The sequence below is a fragment of the Microcoleus sp. PH2017_34_RAT_O_A genome (assembly GCF_020737885.1).
GTDB lineage: Bacteria > Cyanobacteriota > Cyanobacteriia > Cyanobacteriales > Microcoleaceae > Microcoleus.
Map to the genome: position 1 here is coordinate 1 of NZ_JAEQDD010000034.1, position 20,184 is coordinate 20,184.

The following is a 20,184-nucleotide window of genomic DNA, read 5'->3' on the forward strand; positions in this document are numbered from 1 at the left end:
CCCAGATAAATCGTCTGCCCAATCTTCACAAATGGTTTGTGGAAATTTTCGCTAAACCCACATAGCTATTGGATCATTCTTTTTGTGGAGGCCTCTAACAGGATAAATGTGTAAAGCCCGCCATTGCCGATCGACCTTTCCCCAGCTACCATCCGCGCCACAACTCCTGCAACAATCCCGATCGCAGCCCAAGCCCCATAAACAGCCTGAGAGCCCGCGATAGCCAAGGCTTGGGCGAAATCCCCCGAACCCTGCCCAGTCAAAGCCCCCGCCCACGCACCAATCAAGAGCCCGATCGCACCTCCAAGCCCGACGGGCCCACCAGAATGTACGCCTAGTTCCGCCGCCAGCCCGCACATCAAGCCCACAATCCCCCAACAAACCGCCTCCACTAACACCTTCAGCCAATTACCGGAACCCGTTCCAGCCATCAATCCCACCACTGTCAGCACTCCCGCTGCTGCCAAAACTACAGCCACGGCCCGGGACTGGGCCTCTGAACTGGCGATCGCCCCCAAACCAGCCCCAACTAGCGCCCAAGCAGCCCCTGTTGCGATTCCTCCCGCCTGAAAACCGGCGATCGACCCCCCCACCGTCCCAGCCAAAACTAACGCCGCCAGCCACACTCTAGGCGTTGCCGAACCCTCCGCCAGCAAAATCGCGGCCCACAACCAATCCGCACCCCAGATTAAAGTCAACATCCACATTGGGGCGTCAAATTTCGTCAAAATGTAGCCTGTCACAGCGTAACTCCCAACTGCGATCGCCAACTGCCCCCAAGGGAAGATGGAATATTTTTGAGATAGCCGCGGTTGTGAGTATGGAGTCGGAAATTCTTTTTTCCGGTTCGGGGTAAGGTAGGCATATTTTTGAGATGGCCGCGCTTCCCTCGCCACGGTGGGCCCCGATGGCTTTTTCCCCCCCCACGTTTGGCGATTTTGAGTTGTAAATCGTTTCTTGTTTTTCGGGTTGTTTGGAGTGGAAATTTTGTGGGATGCGGCTTTTTTTTGCCGGCTTTGAGTGCGCTGGGAACCGGGCTTGCGGGCTGATTTTGCCGATCGCCTTCTCAGCGGCTTTTCGGGCGGCTTTTCTGGTGGTGATGGTTGCGGTGGCTGCTGAGATGGTTTGTCGATCGCCGGAGGTGGAGGCTGACTGAGAAATAACACCAACTCGTCGTAAGCTTGATTGATTTCTGTTAATCTTTGTTGGGCTTTTTGTTGCAGGCGATCGTTGTGTGCAAACCGATCGGGATGCCACACAAAGGCTAAATCCCTGTAAGCGCGCTTAATTTCTTCTGGGGAAGTTCCAGGCTCTATTTCGAGGATTTCGTAGCATCGATTAATGTCACCCATAAGCTTCGATCGGCTGGTGTTGTTCAACAGTTGACAGTTGACAGTTGACAGTTTGAGAGCTACCTCAACCGCTTAACTCCGAGGATTGGAGTAATGAATAGTCTGATTTTAATTTCTCCCTCAAAGCGAGAGACTTTCAATTAATTCTTTCTGGTAAATTTGCGATCGTACTTAACTACCAGCCGGGAAGTCTAAGGGTATATTCAGAGGGGGATGAATCTCAATTGCTGCGCGAAGTACCCCCGAATGAATTACCGCGCTTGATGAAAGGCTCGTCGGATGGAGGAACGGAAGCCGACAATTATTCTTGTACACCCCTTGATGAAGAGGAAATACTCTGATACTATATTAGTCAAGTGGGGGTGGAACTACCTCACTATAAAAAGCCTTTGAAAAAAAGGAAAAAGAAGCCTGCGGTCTAACTGTACCCAGTTGACCGCCAGATTCGTTCACTATCTTCTACCATTCTCAGCCAAGCTGCACATTAAGCCGATCGAGCGATTTGAGATTTGAGATTTTGGATTTGAGATTTTAGATTTGGAAAGTAGTTATGATATAAGGGTTTCGAGCTTTTTTAACGTTGCGTTCGGTTTTAAAAAAGGTATGACAACTGGGTAGAATGGAAAAATAGTTTCGGGCGATCGCCATCTGTGTCAGTGTCGGAAAATCAACCTCCCACCTTCATCCTAGTTGACGGCCACTCCCTGGCCTTTCGTTCCTACTTCGCCTTTGCCAAAAGTCGAGACGGAGGCTTGCGAACTACCACAGGCATTCCCACCAGCGTCTGTTTTGGCTTTCTCAAGTCGCTGCTGGAAGTTATGGCCGCCCACGATCCCCAGTACATGGCGATCGCCTTTGACCTCGCCACGCCCACTTTTCGCCACGAAGCAGACGAAACCTACAAAGCCGGTCGTGCCGAAACCCCCGAAGATTTTATCCCCGATCTCAAAAACCTGCAAGAACTCCTGGGCTATCTCAATTTACCAGCAGTCACTGCTCCGGGCTACGAAGCCGACGATGTTTTGGGAACTTTGGCGAACAAAGCCAGCGCCGCGGGTTATGCGGTTAAAATCCTGACGGGCGATCGAGATTTGTTTCAATTAGTAGAAACCGAGAAACACATCAGCGTATTGTACTTGAGCACGGATGAACTCAGGCGATCGGGCAAAGGCAAATCCCAAGAATACGGCCCGGAAGCAGTCAAAGAAAAACTCGGAATTATACCAGCACAAGTAATAGATTACAAAGCCCTCTGCGGCGACAAATCCGACAACATTCCCGGAGTCAAAGGCATCGGCGACAAAACCGCCCTGCAATTGTTGGAAGCTTACAATTCCCTCGACGGCATCTATGCTGCGATCGACGAGATTAAAGGCGCAACTAAGAAAAAGTTGGAAGAAGGGAAAGAAGCTGCCTATCATTCTCAGCGCATGGCGACAATTATTCAAGAAGTTCCCTTAGAAATCAACTTAGAAGATTGTCAGCTTAAAGGTTTTGACGAAGCAGCATTGATTCCGATGCTGGAAAAGTTAGAATTTAAAACATTTTTAACCAAAGTCAAACAAATTCAAAAGCGTTTTGGCGGCACAGAAGAGCCATTGGCGGACAGTGGAACAGGCATCTTGCCTGTTTCTTTGGGCGGGCAAGATGCCCAACCCACAATCAATTCCTCAGACAGTGGAACAGGCATCTTGCCTGTTGCTTCGGGCGGGCAAGATGCCCACCCCACAATCAATTCCTCAGACAGTGGAACAGGCATCTTGCCTGTTGCTTCGGGCGGGCAAGATGCCCACCCCACAATCAATTCATCTGAAGATGAAGCATTAGCTTTCTACAGTCTTAAAGAAACCCTAGCCGCTCAACAAGCAAACCAACTACCAATTAAACCGCGAATCATTCAAACAACCGAACAGTTAAACGAATTAGTCCAACTCCTACAAACCCACACCGATAAAGCCTCGCCCGTGGCGTGGGATACCGAAACCACCGCCTTAGAACCGCGAGATGCCGAATTAGTCGGAATTGGCTGCTGTTGGGGAACCGGAGAACAAGATTTAGCTTACATTCCCACGGGACACAAAACCGGCACAAACTTGGACAAAGCCACGGTTTTAAATGCTTTGCGTCCGATTTTGGAAAGCGAGAATTATCCCAAGGCGCTGCAAAATGCTAAATTCGATCGCCTAATATTGCGCTGTCAAGGAATCAAACTCGCCGCCGTCGTCTTCGACACCATGCTAGCCAGTTACGTACTCAACCCAGAAACCAGCCACAGTCTCAGCGAATTGTCAAAGAAATACTTAGTCGATTCAGAAGAAAATCACAGTGTCAGCGAACCATTAAGGGAATACTTACGCCATAATCCCAAAAGTTACAATCAATTAGTACCTAAAGGCAAAACAATTGCTGACATCAGCATTCCGAAAGTAGCTGGCTACTGCGGCATGGATGTTCACACTACATTTCAATTAGTAGGTAAACTTAGAGCCGAATTGGATAAAGCGGATAAAAATGCGCCATCTGAAAATTCTCTGCATCGATTGCTGCTGGAAGTAGAACAGCCCCTCGAACCTGTTTTAGCTGAAATGGAATACTGCGGAATTCGCATTGATTCAGCTTATCTCAATACCTTATCCCAAGAGCTAGAAATAAAATTAGCCAAACTCGAAGAAAATACCTATGAGGCTGCGGGAAGAAAGTTTAATTTAGGTTCACCGAAACAACTCAGCGAAATCTTGTTAGAAAAAATCCCCGAACAGTTTCAGAAAAAGTCTCGCAAAACCAAAACGGGATACTCTACAGACGCCGCTGTTTTGGATAAATTGCAAGGAGACCACCCGATTGTAGACGATTTATTAGAACACCGAACATTATCCAAATTAAAATCAACTTACGTCGATGCTTTGCCGCAGTTGGTGCGTGCAGATACCGGGCGAGTGCATACAGATTTCAACCAAGCTGCAACGGGTACGGGCCGACTTTCTTCTTCCAATCCCAATTTACAAAATATTCCGATCCGCACCGAGTTTTCGCGGCAAATTCGCAAGGCTTTCTTACCTGAGTCTGGTTGGCTGATGGTGTCGGCTGACTATTCTCAAATTGAACTGCGAATTTTGGCTCATTTGAGTCAAGAACCTGTGTTAATCGAAGCTTACAACAATAACCGAGATGTGCATACTCTGACGGCTCAACTGCTGTTTGAAAAGGAGGATGTCACGCCGGATGAACGGCGGTTTGGGAAAACGATTAATTTTGGGGTAATTTATGGTATGGGGGCGATCAAGTTTGGTCGTTCGATGGGCAAATCTTCCGCAGACGGTAAAAAGTTTATTGAACGATTCAACCAGCGTTACAGTAAAGTCTTTGAATTCTTGGAAAAAGTAAAAAAAGAGGCGATCGCCCTAGGCTACGTTTCCACTATACTAGGCCGCCGCCGCTACCTCAACTTCGAGAGCGACACAATCCGCAGGTTAAAAGGCAGCAACCCGGAAGACATTCACTCCGATAGACTTAAATCTCTCAGCAGAGATGACGCCCAATCTTTGCGCGCCGCAGCAAACGCTCCCATTCAAGGCTCAAGTGCTGATATCATTAAACTTGCCATGATTGAGGTAGACAAAATTTTGCAAAACTATCAGGCGCGGCTGCTGCTGCAAGTTCACGATGAATTAATATTTGAAGTCCCTCCCGATGAATGGGAAGAATTGCAGCCAAAAATTAGAACGGCGATGGAAAGTGCTCTGCCGCTTAGCGTACCCCTGATAGTTGATATCCACGCGGGGCAAAATTGGATGGAAACTAAATAAAAAAAAGAAAACCATGACACAAAATAAAATCTCCCTTTCGCCTACAATCACCAGCTTGAGCGCAGTTGCTCTGCTTTTCCTACTCTCCGGCTGTCCGCAAAAGCTACCGCCCAACAATTATGCTGTCAAACGAGTCAGCGACGGCGATACTCTTGTCGCCAGCGATGCCGCCGGCAAAGATATTAAAGTGCGTTTTGCCTGCGTAGATGCACCAGAAATTGCTCACACTAACGCCGAAAAAAATAGCAAAAAAGCAGCATATAAAAATCAGTTTAAGTGGGGTAATCTAGCCGAGCAAAGAATGCAGCAACTCGTCAAAGAAGGGGGCGGTCGCGTCGTTTTGACAGTCACTGATACTGACCGCTATGGCCGTAAAGTTAGCGAAGTTCGCTTGCCAAATGGCACATTTGCTCAAGAAGTTTTGCTGCGCGAAGGATTAGCAATGGTTTACACTCCATACTTAAAAAACTGTCCGAGTGCAACTGTTGTGCAACAAGCGGAAGCCGAAGCCAAGAAAAATCGCCGCGGTATTTGGGGAGATTCTAAGTTTGTGCCAGCTTGGGATTTTCGGCACAGCGATAAATGAAGGAAGAAGGAAGAAGGAAGAAGGAAGAAGGAAGAAGGAAGTAAATGTAGGGTGCGTCGCCACGAACAACTCTCGTTGCTATTGAGAGATCTCATAGCGACGCACCCTACCACTTATAACTTCCACAAGTTTGTGGGATGGGCGTCCCGCCCGCCCTTTTTGGACGGGCGGGACGCCCATCCCACAATAATAATAATTAAAATTGTAAATTATTTAATTCGCTATCCTAAGGAAGTAAATATAGGGTGCGTCGCCACGAACAACTCTCGTTGCTATTGAGAGATCTCTGATAGCGACGCACCCTACCACTTATAACGGGGATAAATAACCCGGATTTGGTATTATAGGGTAAATGATGTACTCAATCAAACTTCAAAAGCTTAGCAATACAGGTTTCGGTGTACCCAAATTTTTTGAAAAAGGCGATCGCAAAAAATCAACCTATGTGTATATTGACATCAGCAAAATTATGTTGTTGATGTGGTATCTGCGAAGCTTTATCAGACATTTGAGAAACCAGGTTTCTAGACACCGATGCGGAGCATCCTAATTTAGTACAATACAACGAGGATGAGGTTCTGCTCGTAGTGTCCGCAATCTGTGGAATTTGGGCAATAGCTGATATCAAATCCGCCCTTCATCGTCCTGTATTCATCTCTCTTATCTCCCTCTGTGTTCTCTGTGTTCTCTGCGGTTAAATCATTCCGATGCAACCGGAAACGATATGACGGCAGATTCATCCAAGGTCAGACATGAGTTCGAGGGGAGCATCTCACTTTCGCAAAAAGCATTTTTTTTACAGTGCTGTCCTCGAAGAGCGTGCTTTACAAAGCTTTGCTGTGCTCCCGACAGCACTACAAATGCAAAACCCAGATGTACCCAGTTCGATCGCATTTTTAGGCGACTTTTTTTTGGGAAAAGTCAACAAATGTGATAGGCTCCAGATAAATCAATAGACTGCCACGAAAAGCGGTCTATTGCAATCACCCAGAAATTAGTTTGAGGGGACATCAATGAATATCAAACATCTGACTATCTCCGGGATTGCACTGCTGTTGGGTACTGCAATCGTAGGAAATGCTATTGCTCAAGAACTAACCAACGAGCAAAAAACTGTTACTTGTCGCTTGAAAACAGAAGTTGACCAGCGTTCAAGCAACGGTCAAAAATTGGTGTTTTGGCCATTGATAGGCACTGTTCGCAAACAAGTTTCATCTCCTTTTAGAGCAACGCTGCATCCAGATATTGAGTATGTTTTTGTAGCCACTTGCGACGGAAATTGCCAGGATTTAAACCTAACCCTCAAGGATGTCAACACTGGCCAAGAAATCGGTACGAGTCAAAAGACGGGCGAACTGGTATCAATCTCTTTTACTCCGCCATCCCAAGGGGAATATCAAATCACTGCCAAGCCTGGCGAATGTACGAAGGAAGAGGGTTGCAGTTTTGGTATGGGAATCTTCGTTCCTGCCTCTGCTACCGTACCTAATGCTTCAAAACTTCCTGCTGACTTAGCACAATTTCGACTTTGCCAGTAGAAGAATAGCGATAAGTTGGGGATCATCTCATTTTGGCAAAAAGCTTTTTTTGTTGTAGTGCGAGCTTAAGAGCTCGCTTGGTTTTAACAGCAAGCGAGCGGGGACAGCACTACAAACTCCAAACTGAGATGCTCCCATAAGTTGATAAGTTGTGAGTTGCGAGTAGAGTAGAGGCTTGAATCGCCAATCAAATTTATAACTCGCAACTTATCACTCGCTACTTATAGCGGTTCTCCTAAATATGAGTTATGCCAAATTCTGATACGATCGCCCTGAGAGCACACACGGAGAGCGTCTTTACCGGACAGAAGCCTCAGGCAGCCTATAGGAAAGGAACTATCGCTTACCTTTTTCCCCATTACCAATTACCTTTTTCTCAATTACCCTTTACCATAAGCGTGCCAGATCTATCTGAGAAAGGCTATATATAGCAACCGCCCGACGGTGAGGACGTTCCTAATGTCTTAAACCCTGGCTTTTATTGCTTCTTGCTTCTGCCTTCTTGCTTGTGCCATAATTTTTTAACCATAACTCCCCCAAACTGTAAAGCAGGTCGAGGTGTGGAACCCTGCAAAGACCCCATAACTGCCGAAAATTGGCCCTTTGCCAGAACTTTATTTACCCTCAGGCAGGCATCAATTAGAATAATAGATAATGCCCCTCAGGGTGACGAGTATATTGCCCATGTCTTCAACCTTAGCCTCGAACAATCAATCCCAGAACAATTCTCAAATAGGTTTTAAAAGTCTGTTGGGCCGCTTGGGTATCAGGCAAAAAATCGGGTGCGGATACGCCTTGGTCATTGGTATTGCCATTTTGGGCGCCGCCGGGGGACGGGGAGTAGAGTCATATCACAAACAGCAAGTGAGAGAAAAACTCGCGATCGACCGAGATAAAGCCGAAATCCTCACCAATCTGAATAATAGCGCCCAGGAAGTCAGAATTCACCAGCAATCACTGCTGAATCTGACGGGACAACCGCAAATTTTCGATCGCGAACGATCGGACTTTTTGACTCGCGTTGCTCAGATGAGCGGACAGCTAGAACAACTGCAAAGCCAATCGCCGTCGGCTTCTGCCGATGTTACAAAAGATTACCAAGAGATTCAAGAGTTCGCCAAAGCCCACAGCAAAACCGTAGAAGCTTACTTCCAACAAGTCCAGAAACTGCTGGGGAATGCCAAGTTATCTGGTTTGAATCCGCAGCAGCGGCAGGTATTCCAGCGGAATTTGAATAATTTTGCCACGGGGAACAACGCTTTTAAACTCGAACAGTTTTCGCAAGATTCAGCCAAACTGGCTGGCACTTTTCGAGACAAAGCAGACGAGGCATTTAGAACCTACGAGAAAGCTGAACAACTCGGAACTCTGATTCTGCTTGGTTCTCTGTTGGCATCAGCGATTATCGCCACCTTACTGGCAATATACACCAGCAGGGCGATCGCCCGACCACTACAAGCCGCCACCTTCATCGCTCAGCGAGTGTCAGAAGAATCGAACTTTGACCTGCAAGTACCCGTTACCACCTCCGACGAAGTAGGAATGCTGGCAATTTCGATCAACGAACTGATCCAAAGAGTCGCGGAATACACGGAAGACTTGCAAGAAGCAAAAATAGCAGCCGAAGCTGCCAACCGCTCGAAAAGTGCATTTCTCGCCAACATGAGCCACGAACTCCGCACCCCCCTAAACGCCATCATCAACTACAGCGAAATGCTGCAAGAAGATGCTCAAGATTCCGGCTCCGAAGACTTTCTCCCCGACTTAGAAAAAATTCAAACCGCAGGCAAACATTTGCTCGACATGATCAGCGATATCCTCGATATTTCTAAAATAGAAGCAGGTCATGTGACGCTTTATTTGGAACACTTCGATGTGGCGACGATGATTGAAGAAGTGATGACTACGGCTCAACCGCTAGTAGAGAAAAAAGGCAATGCTTTAAGGCTGCAAGCAAAAGGCGAACTCGGCATGATGTACGCCGACCAACCGAAAGTCCGGCAAATTCTCCTCAATTTGCTCAGCAATGCTGCCAAATTTACCGAAAAAGGCGTCATTACTATCGAGATAGAAAAAGTTAAAAATGAAAATCCAAAACCTAAGAAAAGGAATAAAAATAAAAATAATGCTGTTAATTCGGGTTCAAACTACAGTTCTCAATTTTTAATTTTTCGAGTCAGCGATACTGGGATTGGGATGACAGACGAACAATTAGAGCAGATATTTAAACCTTTTACTCAAGCTGATCCTTCGACTACTAAGAAGTACGGCGGGACGGGTTTGGGATTGACAATTAGCCAGCGTTTGTGTCAAATTTTGGGTGGCGAAATTAGCGTTGAAAGTGAGAACGGGAAAGGTTCAGTTTTTATTGTCAGTCTCCCGGAACGGGTGGTGATGCAGGCATGAAAACAGTTGACAGTTGGCAGTTGGCAGTTGGCAGTTGGCAGTTGGGGAGCATCTCACGCAAGGCGAATATATCCGTAGGGGCGAAGCATGACCGCAGAAAATATGGGATTATAACTAATAACTTATATGCGGTCATGCTTCTTCAGGCTTCAAAAACCAGATGCACCCGGCCGTAGGGTGCGTCGCCATCAACAATCCCTACAAAGATCAACAATCTCCGAGCGACGCACCTGACAAAATTAATCAGCAGTCATTAGTTGTTGTTATACACTGGAAAAATGGGCAAGTACAGAAACCGCCATATCGGGCGCGGACATCAATAGCTTGATGAATCGATCCCCGAACCCTATAGCATAAATGGAATAAGAATTAAATAACTTACAATTTTAATTATTGTGGGATGGGCGGGACGCCCGTTCTTTATAGACGGGCGTCCCGCCCATCCCACAAGCTTGTGTAAATTATTTAATTCGCGATCCTAAGTGTAATGAATCAGGCGCGAAGCTGATTTTGACACGGATACACGGATTAATTATTGAGTAATCCTAACATTTTCTTCACTTCGGCTAAAGGCATATAAGGCTGATTTGCATTTTCTTCTTTTGCCACCCTCAAATCAATCAAATCTTCTATATCAGCAATTAATTCTTGCAGTGCTTCAAATTTTTCATAAAGAATCACGGCAAATTCTTTTTTGCCGTTTTTGGTGATAAATTCAGGATGTAATGGAATCATCTATATTTCGTCTCGGCGTTGAAATGTAAATAGTTTTTATATATTTGAGGACTTGAGTCCTCTGATTTTAGGCGGACTAAAGTCCTCACTACAAACCTGCGGATTAAAGTCCTCACTACAAACCTGCGGACTAAAGTCCTCACTACAAATCTATGCTGAAACACAGGGCGGAAATACCTATCTCAATATACGGGAACACCGATCGCCCGATCGCCCTTAACTCTCTACAATGACAACTATACGGGCAATCGAGCCATTGCCTTGACAGCAGTCATGTTTTTGAATTCAGGGAATTAAAATTTATGCAACCAAATAATCCGAACCAATTTACAGAAAAAGCCTGGGAAGCCCTAGCCCGCACTCCAGAAGTGGTCAAAACAGCCCAGCAGCAGCAGCTAGAAAGCGAACACTTGATGAAGGCGTTGCTGGAACAAGAATCGGGACTCGCTAGCAGCTTGTTTAACAAGGCGAAAGTGTCTGTAGCAAAATTGCGCGATCGCACTGATGAGTTTATCAGCCGCCAGCCCAAAATCTCTGGAAGCGGCGGCAATGTTTATCTCGGCCGTTCCCTGGACAGCCTGCTAGACAGGGCTGAAGCTTATCGCAAAGAGTACGGTGATGAATTTATCTCGATCGAGCATTTGATCCTGGGTTACGTTAAGGACGATCGCTTTGGCAAAAATCTACTGCAAGAATTTAAACTAGATGAAGCCAAGCTTAAAGACATCATCGCCCAAGTCCGGGGGAACAACAAAGTGACAGACCAAAATCCAGAAGGCAAATATGAAGCGCTGGAAAAATACGGCCGAGATTTGACAGAAGCCGCGCGTCAAGGCAAACTCGATCCGGTAATCGGACGAGATGACGAAATCCGCCGCACGATTCAAATTTTGAGCCGCCGCACCAAGAACAACCCCGTACTGATTGGGGAACCGGGAGTTGGCAAAACTGCGATCGCCGAAGGACTCGCCCAACGAATTATTACCGGAGATGTGCCGCAATCTCTCAAAGACAGACAATTAATTAGCTTAGATATGGGCGCGTTAATTGCCGGTGCAAAATTCCGGGGAGAATTTGAAGAACGGTTGAAAGCCGTGCTCAAAGAAGTTATGGATAGCAACGGCAAAGTCATCCTATTTATAGATGAAATTCACACCGTTGTCGGCGCCGGCGCCAGCCAAGGATCGATGGATGCTGGCAATTTGCTCAAACCGATGTTGGCGAGGGGCGAATTGCGCTGTATCGGCGCTACAACTCTCGACGAATACCGCAAGTATCTCGAAAAAGATGCGGCCTTAGAACGCCGTTTTCAACAAGTTTATGTCGATCAGCCGACAGTTGAAGATACTATTTCGATTTTGCGGGGTTTGAAGGAACGGTACGAAGTTCATCACGGCGTTAAAATTTCCGACAATGCGTTAGTGGCGGCGGCTACTTTGTCAACTCGATATATTAGCGATCGCTTCCTTCCCGACAAAGCCATTGATTTAATGGACGAAGCGGCGGCTAAACTCAAAATGGAGATTACTTCCAAGCCGGAAGAACTAGACGAAATCGATCGCAAGGTTTTGCAGCTAGAAATGGAAAGACTGTCGCTGCAAAAAGAAAGCAATGCTGCATCGATCGACCGTTTAGAAAGACTGGAAAAAGACTTAGCAAATCTCAAGGAACAGCAAAGCGGTTTGAACGCACAATGGCAATCGGAAAAAAGTGTCATCGACAGCATTCAAAAGATTAAAGAACAGATTGATAAGGTTAATATTGAAATTCAACAAGCTGAGTTAAAATACGACCTTAACCGCGCTGCTGAGTTGAAATATAGCAAATTAACCGAGTTGCAAAAAAAACTGGAAGAAGCGGAAGCTAAACTGACAGCAAGTCAAATTACAGGTAAAACTCTGCTGCGGGAAGAAGTCACCGAATCTGATATTGCCGAGATTATTTCTAAGTGGACGGGAATTCCGATTAGCAAGTTAGTTGAATCGGAAATGCAGAAACTTTTGCACTTGGAAGATGAACTGCACAAGCGGGTAATTGGGCAGGATGAAGCGGTGACGGCGGTTGCAGATGCAATTCAACGATCGCGCGCGGGATTGTCCGATCCCAACCGCCCGGTGGCGAGTTTCATCTTCCTCGGCCCCACGGGCGTTGGTAAAACCGAGTTGGCGAAAGCATTAGCATCATACCTGTTCGACACCGAAGAGGCGATCGTCCGCATTGATATGTCGGAATACATGGAGAAACACGCAGTTTCGCGCTTAATTGGTGCGCCTCCGGGATACGTCGGCTACGATGAAGGCGGACAATTAACTGAGGCTGTGCGCCGCCGTCCGTATTCGGTAATTCTATTCGATGAAATCGAGAAAGCGCACCCGGATGTCTTCAATATCATGCTGCAAATTCTGGATGACGGCCGCGTTACGGATGCTCAAGGTCACACGGTTGACTTTAAGAATTCTGTGATTATTATGACATCGAATGTCGGCTCTCAATACATTTTAGATGTGGCGGGAGATGAGGAACAAATGCGGAGTCGGGTGATGGAGGCGATGCGGGCTACTTTCCGCCCGGAATTCTTGAACCGGATTGATGAGATGATTATCTTCCACGGTTTGAGTAAGGCTGAATTGCGGCAGATTGTGCTGTTGCAAGTTAAGCGGTTGGAAAAACGTTTAGCCGATCGCAAAATGTCTCTGAAATTGTCGGAATCTGCGATCGACTTCTTAGCCGAAATTGGTTACGATCCGGTGTACGGTGCGCGCCCATTGAAGCGGGGAATCCAGCGCGAATTGGAAACGCAAATGGCGAAGGGTATTTTGCGGGGAGATTTTGTTGACGGCGATACCATTTTTGTCGATATCGAGAATGAAAGGTTGGCGTTTAAGCGGCTACCGGCGCAGTTGGTGACTGCTAAATAATTTGAGTAGGGTGCGCACTGCGCACCTTATTTTTTGGGCGATTTCCTACGGGATAGCTGGGCTTCATGCACTTTTTTTTCTAAATTACGGTAGGTACTTGCAAAACTTGTAAAATTTTTTGTTTCAAAGTAACTAACTCATCTGTCGCTGCATGAGCTTCATAAATAGCTTCAGATGCTGCTACAAAAGGATCTGCATTCAGGGCAAAATAAAGTGAATTAACAGCGCGTGCTGTGTGAAATGCAGCTAAATAATCTGATAATTCTATACTGCCTTCTGCCATTTTTTCTTGCAAGTCCCACTGAATCTCATCGAGTCGATCGACCAAGGATTGAAGTTTGTTTTGAAGTGAAACATCTCCACATTGACTTTTTTCTAGCGCTTCTAATCCTTCCTCCAGAATTGGGTGACTGAAGTTAGTGCGTTCAAGTGCGAATTGACAAGCGGTTTTGGCCGCATTTCGCAGTTCAGAAATAGTTGATTGTTTCAGCATTTCCGATTGCTCAGCATCAATAAATTCTAAGCGATTTTCTGTCATTATGTAATTAACTCCTTGGATTAGATTTTTTGGGACTTGCAACTAAGCCACCAGCCCCTTCTATCGTTTGGACACAGTTTTCACAAATAGGACGCCCCGCTGCTACTGCAATTACTTTACAATCATTTTTAACGGCCCAAGCAACTATGTCAGCTTCCGCATGGCCAAAACCGGGAATAACGGTTTCTCCGAGTAAGAGTGCAGACTTTACTCCAGGGCGCAAGTAACCATTGGGTTCGCTGGTTCCTATCACTACTCTGCGGTTTTCTTGGGCGATTTCAACAACCCCAGCACCCATTGTTACTCTAGATTGCGCGGGTGGTGATAGAGCTTGCTGTAAGGATCTCGCTCGCGATCTGGCAATGCCTTCAGGATTGCTGAAAAGTTCTGCTTCTTTGTAGTCTTCTGGCAGTGTTGTCTCCTCGGTTGTTAAAGATATAGGCTGTGGTCATCGCTTGTCTTCAATTTTACACTTCAACACCCTTTGGGTCTCGCGCAAATTCAACTTGGGCGATCGCTTCTAGATTCATCCTTTTTCAACTCTTGACGCTCTCGAACAGATTTAGTCAGCAGGTACGTTGCCAAACTGCTAACGGATCTGCTGTCCTCTTCTGCCCATTCTTCCAGAGCTTTTTGAATTTCCTCTGGTAGGTATGCGGTAACTCTTCCCCGTGAAGCCATTCGTTGCACTCCTAAACATCTCAAAACAGTCCACCTTACGCTTAAGTGCGATCGCTTCTAGATTCTTCCTTTTTCTGCTCTTGGCGATCTCTGACAGCTTTAGCTGCCACATGGGAAAGCAGGTTTGCGAGGGTTCTATCTTCTTCTTCGGCCCATTCGGACAAGGCTTGATGAACGTCTTCTGGCAATGTAACTGTAACTCGCATACGTGAAGGTATTGAAGGCATTGGCTTGGCTGACATAGATTTACTGCAACTGTCTTCAATTTTACACTCTCACGTCATTATATATAGATTTGTGTCATTTGATGTTAAAGACATCGAATTATGCTATAAGTGTATATAGGGTTAAGACCCTAAAACGTCAGAAGCCAGCCCCTTACTGTGGAAGGTTCCGGGCTGGCTCTGGCTCCAAAAATATCAATGGAGACGAGTTCTATGTTGACATACAAAGACCGCTTGTGTTGTTGGGCGATCGCCCGTTTGTTACCCTCTGGGCAATGGATAATTGTCGCCCGCTTCCGCGATCGTTCAGATGCAGAGGGGCATTTCAAGTTTCTGCGTCAAACTATACCCCACGCACAGTTTGATGTTGTCTTCGATTTAAGCAGGCAGAGTAACCGTTTATCGGCGTTGGCAAACTCTGCTAATTCCCTCACCAGCAGGTTATAAACAGTAATTTGGCTGCTGTTTTGAGTTGATTCACATATTGACGATCGCACTTTTGTCGATAAGTGCGATCGCTTTTACGAAGTAAGTCCGAAATTTTCATGGTAAAATCATAGTACCGATAAGTCTCTTTACTCGGCAATACCAGATTATTATTTAAGAATATGCGATCGAAACTAGAAATTACCGAGCAACACAAAAAGGTTGATGCTGCTGAAGCCGAAATCCGCGACAAGCAGCAGCTAGTTAATTACGATACCAAAGAGTATCCAGTCGAAATACTCGTTCAAAAATATATGGAAGGAAAGGATGATGATACCAATGAGTTGTTCATCCCTGACTACCAACGTGAAATGGCTTGGGATGAAGCAAGGCAGTCAAAATTTATTGAATCTATAATTTTAGGTCTGCCAATACCTTATATTTTTGTTGCTGACATCCGTGAGGACGAAAACGATGAAGCCCGTTTAGAAATCATAGATGGCACACAACGCATTCGGACTCTAAGTAGATTTATCAACAACGAATTAACCTTGACAGACTTACAGAAAATACAGAGTTTAAATGGATTTAAGTTTGCTGATTTGCCCCTTGCCCGTCAGAGGCGCTTCAACCGCACTACACTGCGGATGATTCAATTAACTGAAAGTGCAAATGAGGAAGCGCGAAGAGATATATTTGAACGCATTAACACAGGTAGCGTCGATCTAAACGAAATGGAAAAGCGCAGAGGCATACTGCCAGGCCAGTTTCTCGAACTGATTGAGGAACTATCGAAACATGACAAGTTCCGCAAATTATGCGCTTTTTCTGAGTCTGCTATTCGCAGCCGGGAACCGCAAGAATTTGTGTTGCGTTTTTTTGCATTTTTAAATAACTATCAGCAGTTTAATAGTAAGATAAACATATTCCTTGATGAGTACCTGAAGCGAGTAAATGCCGATCCGAAATTCGATCGAGAAAAAATGCGGGCAGAATTCGAGTCAATGCTAAATTTTGTAGAAAAATATTTTCCTCAAGGATTTCGCCAAGGTAAAAATGGCGCGAGAACAACAACTCGGATTAAATTCGAGTCTCTAGCTGTCGGTGTTGCTCTTGCTTTGAGACAAAGCAGAAATCTTGAGCCAAAGTCAACAGAATTTCTCAATTCAAAAGAATTTAAGGATTACACAAAATCTGATGCCAGTAGTTCTAAAAACAAAGTAGTTTTACGTATTGAATATGTCCGCGATCGACTGCTAGGCTAAAGATGAATACTGTACTCTTAGATTTCAATGCACGCGCTCAAGAGGTAAATGATTACTTCATATTTTTACATGGCTTGAGCAAACAAACCACTAAGTTAGCTGTCGCCGATAGTGCTGGAGAATATCAAATACAAAGTCTTGATCCTGAGTTGGAAAAAACTCTAAAAGCCAATGGCTTGTTGTTATTGTATAACTTAGTTGAATCCACTATGCGAAATGCCATTGTAGCCATATTTGATGAGTTAAAAAATCAAGCAATCTCCTTCGATGAACTCAAACCAGAAATCAAAATGATTGTTCTTCAAAATCTTAAAAACCGTTCTCCTCAGAAAATTCATTTAGAAATCAACCAAATATCTACAGACATCATCATAGCTACATTTGACAGCGAAAAACTATTTTCAGGGAATGTGGATGCTAGGTTGATTAAAGAAATAGCCGAAAAATACGGTTTTTCATGTCAAACAGACTTTGCTCAGACAAAGCACGGGAAAAACCTTGTAGATATTAAAGACAAAAGGAACGACTTAGCCCACGGAGTTAAGTCTTTTAAGGAAGTGGGGCAAGGTAAGAGTATTGAGGATCTTTTAAAGATTAAGGATGAAGTCATAGAATACCTACGTCAAATACTGGACAATATTAAAACTTATCTTGACAATCAAGAGTATTTGGATATCACTACAGGTACTCCATAATTTTAGGCTAAGAAACCGGGTTTCTCTGATAATTTAGGTTGAGTGGCGAGATATCTCCGAAGAAACCCGGTTTCTGGGAATGATGCGAAGGCTACTTCCGCACCATCACGGACTTAATTACAGCATTCTGCTGATACTTATTTGTCTCATAAAACCCACCTTTTCCAGCGCCGTAAACTCCCGCAAATTGCTTCCCATCAGCCTTGGGAACAAACAAGAACTTTTTGCTCGGTTGGTTGGCAAAAACTACATTTTCTCTCGATTCATTATCCACATTATAAGATAAAGTAGTCTTGCCGTAAATTGCCTCGGCTTGTTTTAATGTCATTCCTGGCCCGACGCCTTGAGCTGTTTTATAATTAGAATTGTCAGTCATCAAAAGTTCGATCGCATCCGCATCTTTCAGCTTTGTACCCGCAGCGTAAATAATCCGATACTGTACTTTTCCCGATCGACTAATCGCCACTGCATCGAAGTCTACCATAAAAGGAGACTCTACCTTAAACTGGGCTGTGGAACCTAGAGCCTGCTTGAGTTGTCCCAAAGTCATGCCGATTTTTGCTTCGCCAATTGTGCGATCGCCAATTGCTACACTTGCAGAGGAAGGTTTTGCAGCAGCATTGGCTACTTCCCCCAGAGTATTTGCACCTGCGCGCGCCACAGCAGCGCCGGGAGTCGAGATTAAGGTGAGGTGACTGGCGATCGCCAGCAAAACAGCTATCATTGATCCAGATAAGATTTTTATATTCAACATGACTAATTCTCCTCGATTTCAATTTCGACTATCAACCCGCATTTTCTGGACTGTCCTAGGGATAACTTTATTAGTTTGGATTCTCAGAGGTGTTGGCCTCTTAACATTCCTTCCCGGTGGTGTTATTTGGATACTGATTTTTCTGTCTTTTGTTGCGGGTATACTCAGCACTGTACTGCGCCGATAATCCGACATCCGGTAAGTGACAAAATTTAATAATTTAGTTTTCTGTTCGTTTCGTCTTAATGCTGAAACTTATTTTTTGGGATTAACAATAAGATTATTGAAAAAAATCTACCAAATAAATATTATGTTTGTTTATAATACCATTGGGGTCGAGTGCGGAGCTGTTAAATTGTCGATAGGTAGCTAGAGATTTTTGGTGGCGACACATCCTACAACTACCAACTACCAACTACCAACTACCAACTACCAACTACTAACTACTAACTACTAACTACTAACTACTAACTACTAACTACTAACTACTAACTACTTTAGCAATTACCATTTGTTTGATTGTTTCATTGCCTTTCCCACAGTCACATTTAACTGAGCACCGATCAACATCGCCAAACAACACAGATAAAGCCAGAGCAGCAAAACGATAAAAGTTCCGATCGTGCCGTAAGTCCAATTGTAATTGCCTAAATTCAAAACATAAAATCGAAATAAACCTGAAAGCATCGCCCATAGCAGAGCTGCAAACACAGCCCCGGAAAAAATCGGTGTCTCTGGGTGACGGCGGCTCGGCCCGTAGCGGTAAACAAAGGCAAAGGCAAGGGATACAATGCCCAAGGTGCTAGGCCAACGCCACAGTCGCCAAATACCTAATAATTGTGCTTCTAAGGGACAATCTGGCAGAAACATTAGGCAACTCTTGACATCTTTTAAATTGCAATTTGCTACCGACTCTAACAGGCAACTCTGGCGGGCAATAGCTTGCACAATTAAGTCGCTGACAAAGACAACTCCTGATGCTAAGATTAGTAGCAAAATTGTACCAATGCTTAGAGAAATAGAAATAAGTTTTGCTTTAACAAAAGATCGAGTTTGAGTAGCCGGGATTTGATGAATTTGATCGAGGGCGGCCATCGCCGCGCTCATTACTCCAGAAAAGGCCCACAGCGATACTACAAAACTTAGTGAAAATAGCTGTTGGTTGCGTATTGAAAGAATTTCTGTGAGGGAACTCCTAATCAAATTTCGGATTTCATCGGGTATAACTTTGCCCAAAAGACCGGCCATTTGATACAGTGTTGATTGCAAAGGTTCAAACAGGGCGATCGCCGACAAGATAGCCAAGAGCCCAGGAAACAGCGCCAGCATAGAATTGTAGGCCATTTCGGCAGACAGCCCGGGTAACCGCTGCTCTCCCGCTTTCATGCAGACTTCTTTGAGCGTGCTCCAAGTCAAACAGCGACAAAACAGCCAAAAATCACCAAATTTCGTTTTGACAGCTCTCAACAGCCTCAAAAGTGTCTTAAACAAGGCTAAAATTAGGTAGCGCAACCAGTAATAAATGTTCATAGCTTACAAATTCCCAATGACTAATGACTAATGACCAATGACTAATCTAAAATCTAAAATCTAAAATCTAAAATAAACAATATGTCTCAAGATATCAGACAGTGGTTAGATGAAATTAAGCGACTGCAACAGCAGTTAACAGAGGTTTCGCGCGATCGCGATGACGCTGGTGAAAGTGCGGCTCAATGGCGCCAACTCTACAATACCGAAGCCGAGCAGCGCCGGAATGATGCTAAGTTAACTCAGCAAAGCATCGATGCTTTGGAAGCACAGATACAGGAATTTCAAAGTTTCTCCCCGATTGCGCCCGAAGGTGACGAGGCTGGAGTTGCTCGCCAGCATGAGGTTGAACAACTGCATACAGTTGGGGAACTTAAAACTAAGTTAACAGAAGTTCTCGAAGAGCGCGATCGGGCGATCGAACAAATCAAACAACTCACTCAAGCGCTCAAACAAGAAGAAGCCCGTCACGCCGAGACTAGCAGAAATTTAACCACCGCCCTAGCAGACGCCGTTGACTTGCTCACCAAAGCACAAACTGTTCCTACTACAAAAATGGAACCATCACCAGCCTATTCTCTAGAAATAGTCCCTACCCGCACCGCAAATCCGGGCGAAACTGCGATCGAAATCCGCCAAAATTCCGCTCAACTTCCGCCTTCTAAAAATCAGTTTCTTCAGCTACCACCTTTTGAAAGTTAGCAATATCAAATCCGGTAGCAATGACAAA

17 protein-coding genes are annotated in these 20,184 nt (G+C 45.1%); 9 read left to right on the forward strand and 8 right to left on the reverse strand.

The window, feature by feature from the left end; genetic code table 11:
* Positions 1-65: 65 nt before the first annotated feature.
* On the reverse strand, positions 66-1,352 hold the full coding sequence (locus JGK11_RS13430; RefSeq protein ID WP_293212026.1) for a J domain-containing protein: 1,287 nt from the start codon (positions 1,350-1,352) through the stop codon (positions 66-68).
* Positions 1,353-2,008: 656 nt separating this feature from the next.
* Here JGK11_RS13430 and polA point away from each other — a divergent pair.
* The 4 genes from polA (at position 2,009) to JGK11_RS13450 (ending at position 9,688) form a co-directional block, all read left to right on the forward strand.
* Positions 2,009-5,158 (forward strand): DNA polymerase I, encoded by a 3,150-nt coding sequence (polA, locus tag JGK11_RS13435; RefSeq protein WP_293212028.1) that lies wholly within the window; start codon positions 2,009-2,011, stop codon positions 5,156-5,158.
* A 13-nt stretch (positions 5,159-5,171) separates the two neighbouring features.
* Complete coding sequence (locus tag JGK11_RS13440; protein ID WP_293190440.1) at positions 5,172-5,744, forward strand: thermonuclease family protein; 573 nt, start codon at positions 5,172-5,174, stop codon at positions 5,742-5,744.
* 1,013 nt (positions 5,745-6,757) lie between these two features.
* Positions 6,758-7,282 carry a hypothetical protein gene (locus JGK11_RS13445; RefSeq protein ID WP_293190439.1) on the forward strand — a complete coding sequence of 175 codons (525 nt, stop codon included), beginning with the start codon at positions 6,758-6,760 and terminating at the stop codon, positions 7,280-7,282.
* A gap of 684 nt (positions 7,283-7,966) precedes the next feature.
* Entirely contained in the window at positions 7,967-9,688 is a 1,722-nt protein-coding gene (locus JGK11_RS13450) for an ATP-binding protein (RefSeq protein ID WP_293177324.1), read from the forward strand.
* A 528-nt stretch (positions 9,689-10,216) separates the two neighbouring features.
* Here JGK11_RS13450 and JGK11_RS13455 read toward each other — a convergent pair.
* Complete coding sequence (locus JGK11_RS13455; RefSeq protein ID WP_293190438.1) at positions 10,217-10,423, reverse strand: type II toxin-antitoxin system Phd/YefM family antitoxin; 207 nt, start codon at positions 10,421-10,423, stop codon at positions 10,217-10,219.
* Between the two features lie 302 nt (positions 10,424-10,725).
* Here JGK11_RS13455 and clpB point away from each other — a divergent pair, with 302 nt between their 5' ends.
* Positions 10,726-13,341 carry an ATP-dependent chaperone ClpB gene (clpB, locus tag JGK11_RS13460; RefSeq protein WP_293212030.1) on the forward strand — a complete coding sequence of 872 codons (2,616 nt, stop codon included), beginning with the start codon at positions 10,726-10,728 and terminating at the stop codon, positions 13,339-13,341.
* A 79-nt stretch (positions 13,342-13,420) separates the two neighbouring features.
* On the opposite strand, the gene JGK11_RS13465 is transcribed toward clpB, so the two are convergent.
* The 4 genes from JGK11_RS13465 to JGK11_RS13480 form a co-directional block, all read right to left on the reverse strand.
* The gene (locus JGK11_RS13465) at positions 13,421-13,879 is read right to left on the reverse strand and encodes a hypothetical protein (RefSeq protein WP_293212032.1); all 459 of its coding nucleotides are present in this window, start codon (positions 13,877-13,879) and stop codon (positions 13,421-13,423) included.
* A 7-nt stretch (positions 13,880-13,886) separates the two neighbouring features.
* Positions 13,887-14,177 carry a hypothetical protein gene (locus JGK11_RS13470; protein ID WP_293212034.1) on the reverse strand — a complete coding sequence of 97 codons (291 nt, stop codon included), beginning with the start codon at positions 14,175-14,177 and terminating at the stop codon, positions 13,887-13,889.
* A 203-nt stretch (positions 14,178-14,380) separates the two neighbouring features.
* On the reverse strand, positions 14,381-14,560 hold the full coding sequence (locus tag JGK11_RS13475; RefSeq protein ID WP_293212035.1) for a hypothetical protein: 180 nt from the start codon (positions 14,558-14,560) through the stop codon (positions 14,381-14,383).
* Between the two features lie 41 nt (positions 14,561-14,601).
* The gene (locus JGK11_RS13480) at positions 14,602-14,802 is read right to left on the reverse strand and encodes a hypothetical protein (RefSeq protein ID WP_293212036.1); all 201 of its coding nucleotides are present in this window, start codon (positions 14,800-14,802) and stop codon (positions 14,602-14,604) included.
* A 180-nt stretch (positions 14,803-14,982) separates the two neighbouring features.
* On the opposite strand from JGK11_RS13480, the gene JGK11_RS13485 reads away from it, so the two are divergent.
* The 3 genes from JGK11_RS13485 (at position 14,983) to JGK11_RS13495 (ending at position 17,170) form a co-directional block, all read left to right on the forward strand.
* Complete coding sequence (locus tag JGK11_RS13485) at positions 14,983-15,231, forward strand: hypothetical protein (protein WP_293212037.1); 249 nt, start codon at positions 14,983-14,985, stop codon at positions 15,229-15,231.
* 161 nt (positions 15,232-15,392) lie between these two features.
* Positions 15,393-16,475, forward strand: a complete 1,083-nt coding sequence (locus JGK11_RS13490; RefSeq protein ID WP_293212038.1) for a DUF262 domain-containing protein — start codon at positions 15,393-15,395, stop codon at positions 16,473-16,475.
* 2 nt (positions 16,476-16,477) lie between these two features.
* Complete coding sequence (locus tag JGK11_RS13495) at positions 16,478-17,170, forward strand: MAE_28990/MAE_18760 family HEPN-like nuclease (protein ID WP_293212039.1); 693 nt, start codon at positions 16,478-16,480, stop codon at positions 17,168-17,170.
* 91 nt (positions 17,171-17,261) lie between these two features.
* Here JGK11_RS13495 and JGK11_RS13500 read toward each other — a convergent pair whose 3' ends face one another.
* Both JGK11_RS13500 and JGK11_RS13505 read right to left on the reverse strand, forming a co-directional pair.
* Positions 17,262-17,924 (reverse strand): hypothetical protein, encoded by a 663-nt coding sequence (locus JGK11_RS13500; protein ID WP_293212040.1) that lies wholly within the window; start codon positions 17,922-17,924, stop codon positions 17,262-17,264.
* A 504-nt stretch (positions 17,925-18,428) separates the two neighbouring features.
* Entirely contained in the window at positions 18,429-19,454 is a 1,026-nt protein-coding gene (locus tag JGK11_RS13505) for a YihY/virulence factor BrkB family protein (RefSeq protein WP_293212041.1), read from the reverse strand.
* Between the two features lie 81 nt (positions 19,455-19,535).
* Between JGK11_RS13505 and JGK11_RS13510 the strand changes: the two genes are divergently transcribed.
* The gene (locus JGK11_RS13510) at positions 19,536-20,156 is read left to right on the forward strand and encodes a hypothetical protein (protein ID WP_293212042.1); all 621 of its coding nucleotides are present in this window, start codon (positions 19,536-19,538) and stop codon (positions 20,154-20,156) included.
* Positions 20,157-20,184: the final 28 nt, after the last annotated feature.